Raw genomic sequence first — 17968 nt, 5'->3', positions numbered from 1 at the left:
TCCCGCAGGTCGGTGCCCGGAGTCTTGCCCGACTGCGCCTGCAGCGAGGTGATGTCGAGCAGGTCGTCGGAGAGCTGGAACGCCGTCCCCACCACCTCGCCGTAACGCTGCAACGCCTCGATGACCGACCGGTCGGCGCCGGCGAACATCGCGCCGAACCGGGCCGAGGTCGCGATCAGTGACCCCGTCTTCTCCGCGACCACCCGCAGGTAGTGCTCGACCGGGTCCGCCCCCTCCTCCGGCCCGACGGTCTCCCGGATCTGCCCGGTCACGAGCCGCTCGAACGTGCGCGCCTGCAGCCGCACCGCCTCGGGCCCGAGGTCGGCGAGGGTGTCCGAGGCCCGGGCGAAGAGGAAGTCGCCGGTCAGGATGGCGATCGTGTTGGTCCAGCGCGTGTTGGCCGACACCGCGCCCCGCCGCACGTCGGCCTCGTCCATCACGTCGTCGTGGTAGAGCGTGGCGAGGTGGGTCAGCTCCACAACCACCGCGGACGGGATGACGCCGGGGGCGTCCGGGTCGCCGAAGTGCGCGGCGAGCAGCACCAGCAGCGGCCGGAAGCGCTTGCCGCCCGCGACGACGAGGTGGCGGGCCGGCTCGGCGATGAACGGCGCGTCGGTGTGGACGGCAGCGGCCAGCCGCTCCTCCACCCGGTCCAGCCCGGCCCGGACCGACTTCGCCAGGGCAGGATCGGCAAAGTCGAGATCGGCCGCGCCCGGGCCGTTCACGGGTATTCGGTCACGGTTATCGGCTCACCTAAGAGACGAAGTGGGCAGCCTTGTCGGCCACGTCCAGAATGCTCTGCGGCAGGATACCCAAGAAAATCGTCACGGCGACGCTCACCGCGAGCACGGCACCGGTGAACGCGCTCGGCACCGCGACCGTCGGGCCGTCCTCGGCCGGGTCGGAGAAGTACATCAGCACTACGACACGCAGGTAGTAGAACGCCGCGACGGCGCTGGTCACCAGGGCGATGACGACCAGCAGGCCGAGACCGGAGTCGATGCCGGCCTTGAAGATCACGAACTTCGCGATGAAGCCCGAGGTCAGCGGTACGCCGGCCAGCGACAGCATGAAGACCGTGAACATCCCGGCCACCAGCGGCGACCGCTTGGCCAGGCCGGCCCATTGCGACAGGTGGGTGGCCTCGCCCCCCGACGTGCGCACCAGAGTCACGATCGCGAACGCGCCCACTGTGGAGAAGCCGTAGGCGAGCAGGTAGAACAGCGTGCCCGACAGCCCGGACGGGTTCAGCGCGATCACGCCGACCAGCAGGAAGCCGGCGTGCGCGATCGAGGAGTAGGCCAGCAGCCGCTTGATGTCGGTCTGGGTGAGCCCGAGGACCGCCCCGACGACCATCGAGATGACCGCGATCGCCCACATGATCGGGCGCCAGTCCCACGTCGTGCTGTTGAAGGCGACGTAGAAGATCCGCAGCAACGCGCCGAACGCCGCGACCTTGGTGCAGGACCCCATGAAGGCGGTCACCGGGGTCGGCGCGCCCTGGTAGACGTCCGGCGTCCAGGTGTGGAACGGCGCCACGCTGGCCTTGAAGAGCAGGCCGACGACGAGCAGCCCGAGGCCGATCAGCAGAAGCGTGTCGCCCTTGCCGGTGCCGCCGGCCGAGGCCAGGATGCCGCTGAGGCTGACCGTGCCGGCGTAGCCGTAGAGCAGGGCGAGGCCGTAGAGGAAGAACGCCGACGCGAAGGCGCCGAGCAGGAAGTACTTGACCGCGGCTTCCTGCGACAGCAGCCGGCGGCGACGGGCCAGGCCGGCGAGCAGGTAGAGCGGCAGCGAGAGCACCTCCAGCGACACGAACATCACCAGCAGGTTGTTCGAGGCCGGGAAGAGCATCATGCCGCCGAGCGCAAAGGTCATCAGCGGGAACGCCTCGGTCTGCACCCGCCGCGCGGTGGCCAACGCCCGGTCGGCGCTGCTGCCGACCGTGACGGCCGCCTGCGCGACGAGGGCACTGCCCGCGGAGTCGAGCGACCGCTCGGCGAGAAGCAGCACACTGATCAGCCCGAGGCCGGCGAGGGTGCCGTCGATGAACAACGCCGGGCCGTCGATGGCGACCGCATTGGCCGCCGTCAGCTCGTGCCGGCCGGCCAGCAGGATCGACGCGACGAGGGCCGCGATGCAGGCGGCGGAGGCGAGCACGACCTGCAGCCCGCCGCGCCGGTCGCGCGGCACGAAGGCCTCGACCAGTACCCCGAGGCCCGCCGCACCGAAGACGATCAGCACGGGGGACAGCCCGGAGTAGGAGATCGAGGGGGCGGTGAAGCCGCCCGCCGCCAATGCCACGCCGCTCACTTCTTGCCTCCGGACACCGCACTGGGTGCGGGATCGGTCTTGCCCACGTCGTGCAGGGTCGCCTTCACCGCGGGGTTGATGACATCGAGGACCGGCTTCGGGTAGACGCCGAGGAAGAGGATGAGAACGAGCAGCGGTGCGACCGCCCAGGCCTCCCGACCGGTCAGGTCTTTGAAGTGCCGCACCTTGTCCTGCGTCGGGCCATGGAACACCCGCTGGTACATCCACAGCACGTAGAGCGCCGCGAAGATCATCCCGATGGTGCCCAGCACCGCGTAGGTGCGGTGCACGGTGAAGGTGCCCAGCAGGGTGAGGAACTCGCCCACGAAGGTGGACAGGCCCGGCAGCGCGAGCGCGGCCAGCCCGGCGAAGAGGAAGACGCCCGACATCCACGGCGTCACCTGCCCGACGCCGCCGTAGTCACCGATGAGCCGGCTCTTGCCCCGGGTGATCAGGATGCCGACGATGATGAAGAGCAGGCCGGTCGCCAGCCCGTGGTTGACCATGTAGAGCACCGCGCCGGAGCCGCCCTGCGACGTGAAGGCGAAGACGCCCAGCGCGATGAAGCCGAAGTGCGCTATCGAGGTGTAGGCGACCAGCCGTTTCATGTCGCGTTGGCCGACCGCGACGATCGCGCCGTAGAGGATCCCGATGACCGCTAAGACCAGGACCAGCGGCGCGAAGTAGCGCGACGCGTCCGGGAAGAGCGGCAGGCAGTAGCGCAGGAAGCCGAAGATCCCGACCTTGTCCAGGACGCCGACCAGCAGTACGGCGCCGCCGATCGGCGCCTCGGAACCGGCGTCGGGCAGCCAGGTGTGGAACGGCACCAGCGGCGCCTTGATGGCGAAGGCGAAGAAGAAGCCGAGGAAGAGCAGCTTCTGGTAGCCCGGGTCGACGTTGCCCACCAGCTTGGCGAAGGCGAACGAGTGGCTGGGGCTGGCGAAGTACAGCGTGATCACCGCGGCCAGCATCACCAGGCCGCCGAGCAGGCTGTAGAGGAAGAACTTCATCGCGGCGTACTGCCGGCGCGGCCCGCCGAAGCCGCCGATGAGGAAGTACATCGGCACGAGCATCGCTTCGAAGAACACGTAGAAGAGGAAGACGTCGGTGGCCACGAAGACCCCGACCATCATGACCTCGAGCGCCAGCAGCCAGGCGAAGAACGCCTTCGGGCTGCGGTTGCCCGGCGTCTCGTCGTTCCAGGCCGCGATGACGACCACCGGCAACAGCACCACGATGAGCAGCAGCATCACCAGCGCGATGCCGTCGATGCCGACCGCGAAGCTCACCCCGAAGGGCTTGATCCACGAGTAGGACAGCGTGCCCTGAAAGCGCGGGCCGGACGGGTGGTACTGCGCCGCGACGATGATCCCGACGACCAGGGTCGCCAGCGTGAAGGCCAGCGTCAGCTGCTTGATCGCCTTCTCCCGGGCGGAGGGCAGCACGGCGACGGCGACCGACCCCACCAACGGGACCGCACCCAGTGCTATCAGCCAGAAGCCGCTCACCCGAACCTCACAGCCAACAGTGCTCCCACCAGGATTACCGAACCGCCGAGCATGGACAGTGCATAGGAGCGTACGAAGCCGGTCTGCAGCCGACGCAGTCGCGCCGAGCTGCCGCCCATGGTCGCGCCGATCCCGCCGACCAGGCCGTCGACCCCGCGGTTGTCGAAGAAGACCAGGGCCCGGGAGAGCCACTCCCCCGGCCGGGCGAAGACCGTCTCGTTGAACGCGTCGCCGTAGAGGTTCCGGCGGGCCGCGATCGTGACCGGGGAGACGTGCGCCGGGGCGGTCTCGGGGATCTCCGCGCGGAACGCCACGATCGCCGCCGCCACGCCCAGGGCCGCCACGACCACGATGATCACGGTCAGCAGGGTGCTGTTGATCAGGTCCGGGCCCTGCGCCGTCGACTCACCGAGCACCGGCGCGAGCCAGTGCTCGAGGGTGCCGCCAACGGCGAGCAGGCCGCCGGCGAAGACCGACCCGAACGCGAGCACGATCATCGGCCCGGTCATCACCGATGGCGACTCGTGCGGGTGCGCGTCCGCCGCCCACCGCCGCTTGCCGAAGAAAGTCATGATCATCAGCCGGGTCATGTAGAACGCGGTGAGGCCGGCGCCGATCAACGCGGCCGTGCCGAGCAGGGCACCCGAGGTGCCGCCCTTGTTGAACGCCGCCTCGATGATCTTGTCCTTGGTGAAGTAGCCGGACAGGCCGGGGAAGCCGATGATCGCCAGATAGGCCAGGCCGAAGGTGACGAAGGTGATCGGCATGACCTTGCGCAGGCCGCCGAAGCGCCGCATGTTGACCTCGTCGTTCATCCCGTGCATCACCGAGCCGGCGCCGAGGAAGAGCCCGGCCTTGAAGAAGCCGTGCGCGAGCAGGTGCAGGATGCCGAGCGCGTAGCCCGCCGGGCCGAGCCCGACGGCGAGGAACATGTAGCCGATCTGGCTCACCGTGGAGTAGGCGAGCACCTTCTTGATGTCGTCGTAGGCACAGCCGACGACGCAGCCGTAGAGCAGGGTGAGCGCACCGATGATCGTGACGACGGTGCGGCCGTCCTGGGTGATGTTGAAGATCGGGTTGGACCGGGCGATGAGGTAGACGCCGGCGGTGACCATGGTTGCCGCGTGGATCAGCGCCGACACCGGCGTCGGGCCCTCCATGGCGTCCGGGAGCCAGCCCTGCAGCGGGATCTGGCCGGACTTTCCGCAGGCACCGAGCAACAGCAGCAGCGCCATCCCGGTGGCCGCACCGCCGGAGAGCTGGTGGGCGCCGCCGAAGACCCCGGCGAACGACGTCGTACCGAGGGTGGCGAACATCAGGAAGATCGCCAGCGTCAGGCCGACGTCGCCGACGCGGTTCATGATGAAGGCCTTCTTCGCCGCCGTCGCCGCGGCCGGCTTGTAGGTCCAGAAGCCGATCAGCAGGTAGGACGCCAGGCCGACGCCTTCCCAGCCGACGTAGAGCGAGAGGTAGTTGTTGCCGAGGACCAGCAGCAGCATCGCCGCGACGAAGAGGTTGAAATAGGCGAAGAAGCGCCGACGCAGCGGGTCTTCCTTCATGTAGCCGAGCGAGTAGATGTGGATCAGGGATCCGACACCGGTGATCAGCAGGACGAAACACAGGGACAGCTGGTCGACCCGGGTCCCGAAGTTGACCTGGAAGCTGCCGACCGGGATCCAGCTGAAGAGGTTGGTGTCGATACTGCGGCGGTCGGCGGACAGCCCGAGGTCGTTGACGAAGAGCGCGAGGCCGTAGAAGAAGCAGACGATCGGCACCGCGACGCCGAGGATGTGCCCCCACTTGTCGCCGCGCCGCCCGACCAGCATCAGCACCGCGGCCGACGCCAGCGGCAACGCGATGAGCAGCCAGGAATACTGCTGCAGCCCATCGGTCGCCGGGTGCGCCACGATGCCGGCAGCGTCGACCGTTCGGCCGGCGAGGAAGTTCACGACCGCCTATGCCTTCCTAGTACTTGAGCAGGTTCGTGTCGTCGACCGAGGCCGAGCGACGCGTCCGGAAGATGGACATGATGATGGCAAGCCCGACCACGACCTCGGCCGCCGCCACCACCATCACGAAGAACGCCATGATCTGCCCGTCGAGCGAGCCGTTGATCCTGGAGAAGGTGACCAGCGCCAGGTTGGCGGCGTTGAGCATCAGTTCGATGCACATGAAGACGACGATCGCGTTGCGGCGTACGAGGACGCCGACGGTGCCGATCGAGAACAGCACCGCGGACAACAGCAGATACCAGGTGGGGCTCATCGGCGGTCGTCTCCTTCCAACTCGCGCCGGCTCGGGGCGAACTGTTCGATCTCGGCGTCCTCCGCGGTCTTCATGACGCTGGACTCCGCGGTGGTGCCGTCGGGCAGCAGCGCCCGGCGGGCGACCGAGTCGCCGAAGGCGTAGACGCCCGGACCCGGCTTGGGCCCGGGGTAGCCGCCGCCGCGCAGCGACTGCCGCGACAGGTCCCGCTGGGTGCGCCGCTCGGCCGGGTCGCGTTCGACGTTGCCGAGGACCATCGCGCCGACCGCCGCGGTGATCAGCAGGGCGCTGGTCAGCTCGAACGCGAGTACGTAGTTGTGGAAGAGCAGTCGCGAGATGGCCGGCAGGTTGCCGACGGCGTTGGCCTTGTCCAGCCCCACCGCCTGATTGCCGTCGAGGGCGCTGGAGATCGCCGCGACCAGCATCGCGGCGAGGCCGAGACCCAGCAGGACCGCCGCCACCCGCTGGCCGCGCAGGGTCTCCACGAGCGAGTCGGAGTTGTCCCGCCCGACCAGCATCAGGACGAAGAGGAACAGGATCATGATCGCGCCGGTGTAGACCACGATCTGGACCAGCCCGATGAACGGCCCCTGCTCGAGGACGTAGAACACGCCGAGCGAGAACATCGTGGTGACCAGGAAGAGCGCGGAGTGCACGGCGTTCTTGGCCAGCACCATGCCCAGTGCGCCGATCACCCCGATCGGCCCGAGGATCCAGAAGAGGATCGATTCGCCCGGCCGCATCTGCTGACTGGCGGTCAGCGCAAGCACGTGCCCGGTCATCGGAGGACGCTCCCCGCCACTGTCCAAAACCCACTAGTAGTGGGTTTTGTCCGCGGCGCCGGCGGTTGGAGGGCCGGGGTCATCGGTCGACCTTCTTCGTCGTGGCGTCGGTCGTGGTGGGCGACTGCCGGGCCCCGGTGGTCGCAGGATCCTGGACCTCCTCGATCGGGTCGCCCTCCTTCTCCGGGTATTCGGCGCCCGCCGAAGCTCCGGGGTCCTGCATCGCGCCGACGTAGTAGTCCTTCTCGTCGTCCCCGAGCCTCATCGGGTGCGGCGGCTGCTCCATCCCGGGCAGCAGCGGGGCGAGCAGGTCTTCCTTGGTGAAGATGAGGTCGCGCCGGTCGTCGTTGGCCAGCTCGTACTCGTTGGTCATCGTCAGCGACCGGGTCGGGCAGGCCTCGATGCACAGCCCGCAGAAGATGCAGCGCAGATAGTTGATCTGGTAGACCGCGCCGTAACGCTCCCCGGGCGAGAAGCGGGCCTCATCGGTGTTGTCGCCGCCCTCGACGTAGATCGCGTCGGCCGGGCAGGCCCAGGCGCACAGCTCGCAACCGACGCACTTCTCCAGCCCGTCGGGGTGGCGGTTGAGCACGTGCCGCCCGTGATAGCGCGGCGCGGTCGCCGTACCGGCCTCCGGGTACTGGATCGTCGCCTTCTTCTTGAACATCGTGGCGAACGTCAGGCCGAAGCCCTTGACCGAATCAAGCACGGGAACCCTCCCCCCGATCGTCCGGAGCGTCGTCGCGACCATCGTGGGCGGTGCCGGATTCGTCGCCGCCGCCGGCCTGCAGCGCGGCCGACGCCACCGCCAGTCGCGGCGACGGCGGTACGACGAGGTCCATCGGCGGCACCGGGAACGGCGACTCGCCGGGCTCGTCGTGCTCCTCGACCGGCAGCTTGCGCTGCGGCCAGAAGCCGAACACCAGCAGCAGCACCGCGGCGCCGATCCCGACGTAGACCAGCAGTTGGCGCAGGTCGGTGCCGCTGGAGCGCACGGCCTGCACCGCGGCCACGGCCAGCAGCCACACCAGGCTGAAGGGCACCAGCACCTTCCAGCCGAGCTGCATCAGCTGGTCGTAGCGCAGCCGGGGCAGGGTGGCACGCAGCCAGATGAAGATGAACAGCAGGGTCAGCAGCTTGGCGATGAACCACAGCAGCGGCCACCAGCCGTGGTTGGCCGAGCCCCACAGCGAGATCGGCCAGGGGGCGCGCCAGCCGCCGAGGAAGAGCGTGGTGCACAGCGCGGAGACGCCGACCATGTTGACGTATTCGGCCAGGAAGAACAGCGCGAACTTCAGCGACGAGTATTCGGTGTGGTAGCCACCGACGATCTCGCCTTCCCCTTCGGGGAGGTCGAACGGCAGCCGGTTGGTCTCGCCGACCGCGGAGATGAAGTAGATGATCAGGCTCGGCAGGAGCGCCAAGCCGAACCACAGGTGGGCCTGCGACGCGACGATGACGCTCGGCGACAGCGACCCGGCGAGGATGAAGACCGCCGCGAGCGACAGGCCCATCGCGACCTCGTAGGAGATCATCTGTGCCGCGCTGCGCAGGCTGCCGAGCAGCGGATAGGTCGACCCGCTCGCCCAGCCGGCGAGCACGATCCCGTAGACGCCGATCGAGGAGCAGGCGAGCACGAGCAACACCGCGGTGCCGAAGTCGGTGAGCTGCAGCGGCGTGATGTTCCCGGCGATGCTCACCAGCGGCCCGAACGGGGTCACCGAAAACGCCAGGAACGCGGGGATCGTCGAGATCACCGGTGCGATGAAGAACACCGGCTTGTCGACCATCGTCGGGATGATCTCTTCCTTGAGCGCGAGCTTGAACCCGTCCATCAGGGTCTGTAAGAGGCCGAACGGGCCGATCCGGTTGGGACCGAGCCGGAACTGCATGAAGCCGATGACCCGGCGCTCGAGCCAGATGGTGAGGAGGGTCATCACCACCAGGAAGATGAAGACCACGATCACCTTCACGATCACGAGCCAGATCGGCTCGGATCCGAAGGCGAAGTTGACCGGATTCACCGGGCACCTCCGGTCGTGCGGATGTCGACAACGGCTCCGGCGTCGACCCCGAGGGTCGCCCGCACGGTGGAGCCATCCGAGTTGGTGGGCAGCCAGACCACCCGGTCGGGTAGGTCGGCGACGAGCAGCGGGAGCGTGACGCTGCCCCGGTCGGTCGAGACGGTGACCGCTTCCCCCGGCAGGACGCCGATCTCGGCGGCGGTACCGGCCGAGAGCAGCACCCGGGACCTGCGGGCGGTGCCGGCCAGATGCTTCTCGCCGTCCTGCAGGCTGCCGAGGTCGAGCAGGTGGTGCCAGCTCGCCAGCACCGCCTGCCCCGCCCGCGGAGCCGGTACGGCGCCCGCGGCATAGTCCGGTGCGGCCGGGACCGGTGTCTCGGTGACCGGAGAGATGGCCAGCTCGCGGCGTATCTGCTTGGTGGTGGCGAGCCCCAGCTCGACGTCGAGCTCCTCCGCGATCGTGTCGAGGACACGGGCGTCGCTGAGCGCGCCGACGTAGTGGACGGTCTCCTCGAACGGGCGGAACCGCCCCTCCCAGTCGAGGTAGCTGCCGTCCTTGTGCACGGCGGGCGCCACCGGCAGGACGACGTCGGCCTTTGCGGTCACCGTCGAGTGCCGCATCTCGAGGCTGAGCACGAAACCGGCTGCGGCGAGCGCTTCCTCGGCGAGCGCCGGGTCGGGCAGGTCGCGGGTGTCGACCCCGCCGACGACGAGCGCGGCGAGCACCCCGTCGCGGGCCGCCCGCAGGATGTCGTCGGTGTCGCGGCCGGGAGCCTCGGGCAGGTGGGCCTCCCAGACCAGCTCGAGTTCGTGCCGCGCGGCCGGGTCGGCGACGAGCCGGCCACCGGGCAGCAGGGTGGGCAGGGCACCGGCCTCGACCCCGCCCCGCTCACCGGCCCGCCGCGGCACCCACGCCAGGCGGGCACCGCTTTCCGCGGCCAGCCGGGCGACCCGGGACAGCGCACCCGGGACCGTCGCCAGCCGCTCGCCGACGAGGATCACGGCACCCTCGCCACGCAGGGCGGTGGCGACGTCGGTCTGATCGCCGCCGGAGTCGGCGAGCGCGTCGAGGATCTCCGGCTCCACCCCGGGGGCACAGCGCAGCAGCGTGCCGCCGCACTTGGTCAGCCCCTTGGTGGTGAACGGCGCGATCGCGAAGATCCGGGCGCCGCGCCGGCGGTTGGCCTTACGCAGCCGGAGGAAGACGATCGGCGACTCCTCCTCCGGCTCGAAACCCACCAGCAGCACGGCCGGCGCGTTTTCGAGGTCGGTGTAGGTGACGCCGCCGGTGATCGGTGCGTTGCGCACCACCGAGGAGGCGAGGAAGGCGAGCTCCTCGTCCGAGTGCGGCCGGGCGCGCATGTCGATGTCGTTGGTGCCGAGCGCCAACCGGGCGAACTTGCTGTAGGCGTAGGCGTCTTCGTTGGTGAGGCGGCCGCCCGGCAGTACGCCGACGCCGCCGGAGTCGCGAGCCTCCCGCAGTCCCTCGGCGGCGCGCTCGAACGCCTCCGGCCAGGACGCTTCGGCGAGTTCGCCGTCCTCGCCGCGCACCAGCGGCCGCAGGATCCGGTCACTTTCGGAGGCGTAGGTGAACGCCCACCGGCCCTTGTCGCAGTTCCACTCCTCGTTGACCTCCGGGTCGTCCCCGGACAGCCGGCGCATCACCTTGCCGCGCCGCCAGTCGGTGCGCTGCGCGCAGCCGGACGAGCAGTGCTCGCAGACGCTCGGCGTCGACACGAGGTCGAACGGCCGCGACCGGAAGCGGTACGACGCACCAGTGAGCGCCCCGACCGGGCAGATCTGCACGACGTTGCCGGAGAAGTAGGACTCGTAGGGCTCGTCGGCGTAGATCGCGACCTGCTCGAGGGCACCCCGCTCGAACAACTCGATGAACGGGTCGCCGGACACCTGTGCGGAGAACCGGGTGCACCGCGCGCACAGCACGCAACGCTCGCGGTCGAGCAGCACCTGCGAGGAGATCGCGATCGGCTTGGGGTAGGTGCGCTTGACGTCGTGGAACCGGGTCTCGACGGACCCGGTCGACATCGCCTGGTTCTGCAGCGGGCACTCGCCACCCTTGTCGCAGATCGGGCAGTCGAGCGGGTGATTGATGAGCAGCAGTTCCATCTGGCCGCGCTGCGCCTTCTCGGCGACCGGTGAGCTCAGCTGGGTCTTGACCACCATCCCCGGGGACACAGCGGTCGTGCACGACGCCGCCGGCTTGGGCATACCCCGCCCGTTTCCGACGTCGGTCACCTCGACCAGACACTGCCGGCAGGCGCCGACCGGGTCGAGCAGCGGGTGGTCGCAGAAGCGCGGGATCTGGATCCCGATCTTCTCGGCCGCGCGGATGATCAGCGTGCCCTTCGGTACCTCCACCTCGAACCCGTCGATGGTGAGGGTGACGAGATCTGGACGCGACGGTGCCGCGGACTTCTCGGGCGCAACGGTCATGTCAGTGGGCCCCAACCAGCGTGGACTCCTCGGCGAACGGACAGCCGCCGCCCTCGTAGTGGGCGACGTACTCGTCCCGGAAGTACTTGATCGACGACGTGACCGGGCTGACCGCCCCGTCGCCGAGCGCGCAGAACGACCGGCCCAGGATGTTCTCGGACAGGTCGAGCAGCGTGTCGATGTCCTGCTCGCTCGCCTCGCCGCGTTCGAGCCGGTCGTAGATCTGGACGTACCAGAAGGTGCCCTCGCGGCACGGTGTGCACTTGCCGCAGGACTCGTGGGCGTAGAACTCGCACCACTTCTTCACCGCGCGTACGACGCAGTCGTTTTCGTCGAAGATCATCAGCGCACTCGTGCCGTTCATCGAACCCGCCTTGACGACGGAGTCGAAGTCGAGCGGCAGGTCGAGGTGCTCGGCGGTGAACAGCGGCGTCGAGGAGCCGCCCGGCGTCCAGAACTTCAGCTCGTGGCCGTCACGGACGCCGCCGGCCATCTCGAGCAGTTCGCGCAGCGTCGACCCCATCGGCGCTTCGTACTGGCCCGGCCGGGTGACCCGGCCGGACAGGGAGAAGATGCTGGTCCCGGGCGAGCCCGCCGGACCCATCTGCTTCCACCAATCGGCGCCGCCGAGCACGATCGACGGCACGCTGGCGATCGTGCCGACGTTGTTGACGACGGTCGGTGAGGCGTAAAGGCCGTGGGTGGCCGGGAACGGTGGCTTGAGTCGCGGCTGCCCGCGGTAGCCCTCGAGCGAGTCGAGCAGCGCGGTCTCTTCACCGCAGATGTAGGCGCCGGCACCGGAGTGCAGGACGACCTCGCAGTCGAAGCCGGAGCCGAGGATGTTGGTGCCGAGATAGCCGGCGGCGTAGGCCTCGTTGATCGCGTTGCGCAGCCGACGCTGCGCGTGCACGAGCTCACCACGCACGTAGATGAAGGCCTGCCGCGCGCGCACCGCGTAGCAGGTGATCGCGATGCCCTCGATCAGCGAGTGCGGGTCGTACATCATCAGCGGCGCGTCGCGGCAGGTGCCCGGCTCGCCCTCGTCGGCGTTGACGACGAGGTAGTGCGGCTTGGCGTCGTTCTGCGGGATGAACTGCCACTTCATCCCGGTGACGAATCCGGCTCCCCCGCGCCCGCGCAGGTTGGACTCGCGGACGAGGGCGATCAGCTCGTCCGGCTGCGCGGTCAGCGCCTTGCGCAGACCGCGGTAGCCCTCGAGCTCTTCGTACGTCGACAGGGTCCACGACCGCGGCGACATCCAGCGCTTGGTGAGGACGGGAGTCAGCGGCACCTCACTTGCCTCCCTCGTCCTCGGTGGAGATCGGGCTGTCCGGGTCGTAGGACGGCGCGGTCTCGCCGCGCTCGGCCGCGAGCCGCGCACCGACCAGGGTCGGAACTCCGGCCGGCCCTTCGTGCACGGCCTCGGCGTTGTTCTCGTCGAATCCGGCCAGCTGCCGGGAGATCTGCCGGAAGGTGCACAGCGGCGCGCCGCGGGTCGGGTGCGGGCGCTGGCCGGCGCGCAGCTCGGACACCAGCTCCTTCGCCGACGCCGGGGACTGCTGATCGTAGAACTCGTAGTTGACGGTCACGACCGGCGCGTAGTCACAGGCGGCGAGGCACTCGGCGTGTTCGAGGGTGATCGTGCCGTCCTCGGTGGTCTCGTCGTTGTGTACGCCGAGCTCCTGCTGCAGTGCAGCGAAGATCTCGTCGCCGCCCAGCATCCCGCACAGCGTGTTGGTGCAGACACTGACCAGGTAGTCACCGGACGGGCGGCGCTTGTACATCGTGTAGAAGGTCACGACCGCGCCCACCTCGGCCTTCGTCAGGCCGAGCATCTCGGCGCAGAACCCGATGCCCTCGGGGCTGACGTAGCCCTCCTCCGACTGCACGAGGTGCAGCATCGGCAGCAGCGCCGAGCGCGGTTGCGGATACCGCGCGATGATCTGCGCGGCCTCCACCCTCGTCTGTTCCGTCAACGCCATGAACCGCGCACCTCTTCTGCCGCTCCTACTGCTTCTGCCGCTGTCGCCGCTGTCCTGTTCCCATGATCGTGATCGGAAAAAGCCGCGAAACGCCGTACGGATCCGATCACGATCATGGAGAGGGGGGTGGGCGGGGTGGTCTGGGTCACCGGTCGCACCCGCCCATCACCGGGTCCAGGGAGGCGATCGACACGATGGCGTCGCCGATCATGCCACCCTCGACGAGGGTGCCGATCGCCTGCAGGTTGATGAAGGAGGGCTCCCGCACGTGGATCCGGAACGGACGCGTGCCGCCGTCGCTGACCACGTGGTAGCCGAGCTCGCCGCGGGGTGACTCGATCGGCGAATAGACCTGGCCGGCCGGCACCCGGAATCCCTCGGTCACCAGCTTGAAGTGGTGGATCAGGGCCTCCATCGACTGGCCCATGATGTGCCGGACGTGGTCGAGGGAGTTGCCGAGGCCGTCGGCGCCGAGCGCGAGCTTCGCCGGCCAGGCGATCTTCTTGTCCTCGACCATCACCGGTCCGGGCTCGAGCCGGTCGAGCGCCTGCTCCACGATGTTGCAGGACTCGTGCATCTCGCGCATCCGGATGAGGTAGCGGGCGAAGCTGTCCGCGGCGGTCTCGACCGGGACCTCGAACTCGTAGTTTTCGTAACCGCAGTAGGGCTGCGTCTTGCGCAGGTCCCACGGCAGGCCGGCGGCCCGCAACATCGGGCCGGTGACGCCGAGCGCGATGCAGCCGGGTACGTCGAGGTAGCCGACCTCCTGCAGCCGCTTGTAGAAGACCGGTTGGCCGGTGAGCAGCCCGTGGTAGAAGTCGATCCGCTCGCGCAGGTAGGGCAGCAGCTCCCGGATCTTCTCCTCCGTGCCCGGCGGGAAGTCCTGGGACAGGCCGCCCGGCCGGACGTAGGCCATGTTCATCCGCAGGCCGGAGGCCATCTCGAAGATGTCCAGGATCCGCTCGCGGTCCATGAAGCCGTCGGTCATCGGCGTGGTCGCGCCGAGCTCGTTGCCGCCGGTGGCGAGCCACACCAGGTGGGAGGAGATCCGGTTGAGCTCCATCATGAGCACCCGGATCGTGGTGGCGCGTTCCGGAGCCTCGATCCCCAGCAGCTTCTCCACCGCGAGGCAGTAGCCGGTCTCGTTGAAGATCGGCGACAGGTAGTCGGCGCGGGTGAGGAAGGTGACCGCCTGGGTCCACGTGCGGAACTCGGTGTTCTTCTCGATGCCGGTGTGCAGGTAGCCGATCACCGGGCGGGCGTCGGTGACGGTCTCGCCCTCGATCTCCAGGGCGATCCGGAGTACGCCGTGGGTCGACGGGTGCTGCGGACCCATGTTGACGACGAGCCGCTCCTCGTCGATCGGGTCGCCGCTGGCGCCGAACAGCTCGTCCCAGTCGCCGCCGGAGACGTTGTAGACCGGGCCCTCGGTGGTGTTGCGCGAACTCGCGTAGGCGTCGGAGGTCGGGGTGCTCATCGGTAGGCCCTCCGTTCGTCCGGCGGCGGGATCTCGGCGCCCTTGTATTCCACCGGCACACCGCCGAGGGGGTAGTCCTTGCGCTGCGGATGCCCTTCCCAGTCGTCGGGCATCAGGATCCGGGTCAGCGCCGGGTGACCGTCGAAGATCACGCCGAACATGTCGTAGGTCTCCCGCTCCTGCCAGTCGGCGGTCGGGTAGACCGCGGTCACGCTCGGCACGTGCGGGTCCTCCACCGACGTCGCGATCTCGAGCCGGATCCGCCGGCGGTAGGTCATGGACGTCAGGTGATAGGTCACGTGCAGCCGGTCGACCTGGTCCTCGTAGTCCACTCCGGACACGCTCGAGCACAGCTCGAAGCGCAGGCCGGGGTCGTCGCGCAGGGTCTGGCAGACCTCGGCGATGCGGTCCTTGGCGATGTGGAAGGTGATCTCCCCGCGGTCGATGACGACCCCGCGGATCGCCTCCGGAAACCGTGGGTAGGCCTGCTCGAGGGAGTCGGCGACCTCGTCGAAGTAGCCGCCGTACGGGCGCTCGGTGCGGCCCGGCACGACCTCCTTGCGGACCAGGCCGCCGTAACCGCTGGTGTCCCCGGAGCCGTCGACGCCGAACATGCCCCGGCGCGGGCGGCCGGGCACCGGCGTACCCGAGGTGTCGGCGTATTCCTGGATCTGGCCCTTGGGCTGGTCCGGGGTCTCCGGCTGCTTCTCGTCGCTCACTTGTCGGCCTTCCCCGGCAGACCCAGGATGTTGCGCTTGCCGTAGGCAATCGACGACGGGGTCGTGCCCGGCCGCGGGTGCACCGGACCCGCGGCGGCCAGCTCGGCCTTGCGGCGGGGGCCTAGCGGCTCGTGCATGATCTTGTCGTGCAGCTTGAGGATCGCGTCGAGCAGCATCTCCGGTCGCGGCGGGCAGCCGGGGAGGTACATGTCGACCGGGACGACGTGGTCGACGCCCTGCACGATCGCGTAGTTGTTGAACATGCCGCCCGAGGAGGCGCAGACGCCCATCGAGAGCACCCACTTCGGCTCGGGCATCTGGTCGTAGAGCTGGCGGAGCACCGGCGCCATCTTCTGGCTGACCCGGCCGGCGACGATCATCAGGTCGGCCTGGCGCGGGGTGGCGCTGAAGCGCTCCATGCCGAAGCGCGCGATGTCGAAGCGGGACCCGCCGACCGTCATCATCTCGATGGCACAGCAGGCCAGGCCGAACGTCATCGGCCACATCGACGCCTTGCGGGTGTAGTTGACCACCTTCTCGACGGTGGTGAGCAGTACGCCGCTAGGCAGCTTTTCCTCGAGTCCCATGGCAGCTTCCCTAGCTCCAGTCCAGCCCGCCGCGCCGCCACACGTAGGCGTAGGCGATGAACACCGTGCCGATGAACATCACCATCTCCACGACCCCGAAGATGCCCAGCACCTTGTTCGCGACGGCGTACGGATAGAGAAAGACGATCTCGATGTCGAAGACGATGAACAGCATCGCGGTCAGGTAGAACTTGACCGGGAAGCGACCCCCTCCGACCGGCTGCGGGCTCGGCTCGATCCCGCACTCATAGGCGTCGTACTTCGCCCGGTTGTAACGCTTCGGCCCGGTGAATCCGGTCAGCGTGACCGAGAACACGGCGAAGGCGCCGGCCAGCAGAAACAGCACCAGGATGGGGATGTACGGGGTGAGTGTCATCCCGGGGTCACCCTCCTCATCAACCGCATCGCAAACGGATTCACAGTAGAGCGTGGGCAGGGCCACACTTGCACCGCCCCGGCGGCGTATCCAACGGGAACGATCATGCGGCCGGCGCCAGTCTGGTGAGGGCGTTGATCACGCGGTCCATCGCGTCGCCGCCCCGAGGGTCGCTCAGGTTGGCGAGCAGCTTGAGCACGAACTTCATCAGGGTCGGGTGCGGCAACCCGTGCCGGATGCAGACCTTCATCACGTTGGGGTTGCCGATCAGCTTCACGAACAGCCCGCCGATCCGGTAGTAGCCGCCGTAGCTGTCCTTCAGCAGCTGCGGATAGGCCTGCAGCGCCCGCTCCCGGGCGGCCGGCGTCGACCGGGCCAGAGCCTGCACGATCGTCGCCGCGGCCAACTCGCCGGACTCCATCGCGTAGGCGATGCCCTCGCCGTTGAACGGGTTGACCACCCCGCCGGAGTCACCGACCAGCAGCATCCCGTCGCGGTAGTGCGGGGTGCGGTTGAAGCCCATCGGCAGCCCGCCGCCGCGCACCGGCCCGGTCGCGTTGTCCTCGACGAACCCCCACTCCGCGGGCAGCCCGTCGAGCCAGCGGGCCAGCAGCCCGCGGTAGTCGGTGTTGCCGAAGGCGCCGGAGCTGTTGAGGATCCCGAGGCCGACATTGGACGTCCCGTCGCCCATACCGAAGATCCAGCCGTAGCCGGGGAGCAGCGCCTCGCGGCCGTCCGGACGGCGGTCCCACAGCTCCAGCCATGACTCGAGGTAATCGTCGTCGTGGCGTGGGCTGCGGTAGTAACGGCGTACGGCGACGCCCATCGGCCGGTCGTCGCGCTTGGCGATGCCGAGGGAGAGGGCGAGCCGGCCCGAGACGCCGTCGGCGGCGACGACCACCGGGGCGCGGTAGGTGACCGGGGTCTTGTCCGGGCCGACGGTCGCGTGCACGCCGGCGACCCGGCCGTCGTCGTCGCGGACTACGCCGGTGGCGGTGGTCTCCTCCTGCAGCCGGGCGCCGCTCTTCTGGGCCCGGCGTACCAGCATCTCGTCCAGCCCGGCGCGGGTGCGGGTGAGGCCGTAGTCGGGGAAGGTCGCGAGGTCGGGCCAGGGCAATTCGAGCCGCAGCCCGCCGCCGATGACCCGCAGGCCCTTGTTCTGCAGCCAGCCCGCCTCGGGTGAGGTGTCGATACCCATCGTGACCAGCGCGCGCACCGACCGCGGGGTCAGGCCGTCGCCGCACACCTTCTCGCGCGGGTAGGCCGACTTCTCCAGCAGCAGGACGTCGGCACCGGCCTGGGCCAGGTAGTGGGCGGTCGCCGCGCCGCCCGGTCCCCCGCCGACGACGAGCACGTCGGCATCGGCGTCGGCGTACCGACGCGGCGGCGCGGGAGGGACTGTCACGACGGTTCCCTGGGGTGGTCGGCCGGTTCAAACACCGCTTGTGAATGTCTTCACTAACTCGATGCTTGAGTGTACGACCG

16 protein-coding genes are annotated in these 17968 nt (G+C 69.1%); all 16 read right to left on the bottom strand.

Annotation, left to right across the window (positions count from 1 at the left end):
• Nucleotides 1-725, bottom strand: a 725-nt coding sequence (locus tag VGH85_05170) for a polyprenyl synthetase family protein (protein HEY2173186.1), incomplete at its 3' end; no start/stop codon positions are given.
• Between the two features lie 28 nt (nucleotides 726-753).
• Nucleotides 754-2310 carry an NADH-quinone oxidoreductase subunit NuoN gene (gene nuoN, locus VGH85_05165; GenBank protein ID HEY2173185.1) on the bottom strand — a complete coding sequence of 519 codons (1557 nt, stop codon included), beginning with the start codon at nucleotides 2308-2310 and terminating at the stop codon, nucleotides 754-756.
• Nucleotides 2307-3818, bottom strand: a complete 1512-nt coding sequence (locus tag VGH85_05160; protein ID HEY2173184.1) for an NADH-quinone oxidoreductase subunit M — start codon at nucleotides 3816-3818, stop codon at nucleotides 2307-2309. The genes nuoN and VGH85_05160 overlap by 4 nt, the downstream gene beginning before the upstream one ends.
• A complete protein-coding gene (gene nuoL, locus VGH85_05155) occupies nucleotides 3815-5701 on the bottom strand; it encodes an NADH-quinone oxidoreductase subunit L (protein ID HEY2173183.1) in 1887 nt (628 codons plus the stop codon). Before nuoL ends, VGH85_05160 begins: the two co-directional genes overlap by 4 nt.
• Nucleotides 5702-5783: 82 nt before the next feature.
• Nucleotides 5784-6083, bottom strand: coding sequence for an NADH-quinone oxidoreductase subunit NuoK (gene nuoK / locus VGH85_05150; GenBank protein ID HEY2173182.1), 300 nt, complete (start codon nucleotides 6081-6083; stop codon nucleotides 5784-5786).
• Nucleotides 6080-6865, bottom strand: coding sequence for an NADH-quinone oxidoreductase subunit J (locus VGH85_05145; GenBank protein ID HEY2173181.1), 786 nt, complete (start codon nucleotides 6863-6865; stop codon nucleotides 6080-6082). Before VGH85_05145 ends, nuoK begins: the two co-directional genes overlap by 4 nt.
• Before the next feature lie 79 nt (nucleotides 6866-6944).
• Nucleotides 6945-7616 carry an NADH-quinone oxidoreductase subunit NuoI gene (nuoI, locus tag VGH85_05140; protein ID HEY2173180.1) on the bottom strand — a complete coding sequence of 224 codons (672 nt, stop codon included), beginning with the start codon at nucleotides 7614-7616 and terminating at the stop codon, nucleotides 6945-6947.
• A complete protein-coding gene (nuoH, locus tag VGH85_05135) occupies nucleotides 7567-8889 on the bottom strand; it encodes an NADH-quinone oxidoreductase subunit NuoH (GenBank protein HEY2173179.1) in 1323 nt (440 codons plus the stop codon). The genes nuoI and nuoH overlap by 50 nt, the downstream gene beginning before the upstream one ends.
• Nucleotides 8886-11342 carry an NADH-quinone oxidoreductase subunit G gene (locus tag VGH85_05130; protein ID HEY2173178.1) on the bottom strand — a complete coding sequence of 819 codons (2457 nt, stop codon included), beginning with the start codon at nucleotides 11340-11342 and terminating at the stop codon, nucleotides 8886-8888. Before VGH85_05130 ends, nuoH begins: the two co-directional genes overlap by 4 nt.
• Nucleotide 11343: 1 nt before the next feature.
• On the bottom strand, nucleotides 11344-12600 hold the full coding sequence (gene nuoF, locus VGH85_05125; GenBank protein ID HEY2173177.1) for an NADH-quinone oxidoreductase subunit NuoF: 1257 nt from the start codon (nucleotides 12598-12600) through the stop codon (nucleotides 11344-11346).
• 34 nt (nucleotides 12601-12634) lie between these two features.
• Nucleotides 12635-13324 (bottom strand): NADH-quinone oxidoreductase subunit NuoE, encoded by a 690-nt coding sequence (nuoE, locus tag VGH85_05120; protein HEY2173176.1) that lies wholly within the window; start codon nucleotides 13322-13324, stop codon nucleotides 12635-12637.
• Between the two features lie 145 nt (nucleotides 13325-13469).
• On the bottom strand, nucleotides 13470-14801 hold the full coding sequence (locus VGH85_05115) for an NADH-quinone oxidoreductase subunit D (protein HEY2173175.1): 1332 nt from the start codon (nucleotides 14799-14801) through the stop codon (nucleotides 13470-13472).
• Nucleotides 14798-15472: an NADH-quinone oxidoreductase subunit C gene (locus tag VGH85_05110; GenBank protein ID HEY2173174.1), complete on the bottom strand. Its 675-nt coding sequence runs from the start codon at nucleotides 15470-15472 to the stop codon at nucleotides 14798-14800. Before VGH85_05110 ends, VGH85_05115 begins: the two co-directional genes overlap by 4 nt.
• Before the next feature lie 44 nt (nucleotides 15473-15516).
• Nucleotides 15517-16107 carry an NADH-quinone oxidoreductase subunit B family protein gene (locus VGH85_05105; protein HEY2173173.1) on the bottom strand — a complete coding sequence of 197 codons (591 nt, stop codon included), beginning with the start codon at nucleotides 16105-16107 and terminating at the stop codon, nucleotides 15517-15519.
• A 10-nt stretch (nucleotides 16108-16117) separates the two neighbouring features.
• The gene (locus VGH85_05100) at nucleotides 16118-16483 is read right to left on the bottom strand and encodes an NADH-quinone oxidoreductase subunit A (GenBank protein ID HEY2173172.1); all 366 of its coding nucleotides are present in this window, start codon (nucleotides 16481-16483) and stop codon (nucleotides 16118-16120) included.
• Between the two features lie 103 nt (nucleotides 16484-16586).
• The gene (locus VGH85_05095) at nucleotides 16587-17888 is read right to left on the bottom strand and encodes a geranylgeranyl reductase family protein (GenBank protein ID HEY2173171.1); all 1302 of its coding nucleotides are present in this window, start codon (nucleotides 17886-17888) and stop codon (nucleotides 16587-16589) included.
• Nucleotides 17889-17968 lie beyond the last annotated feature (80 nt).

It is taken from the genome of Mycobacteriales bacterium (assembly GCA_036497565.1).
GTDB lineage: Bacteria > Actinomycetota > Actinomycetes > Mycobacteriales > QHCD01 > DASXJE01.
The sequence above is the reverse complement of the archived record's forward strand: the minus strand, read 5'-3'. Positions and strand labels throughout refer to the sequence as shown.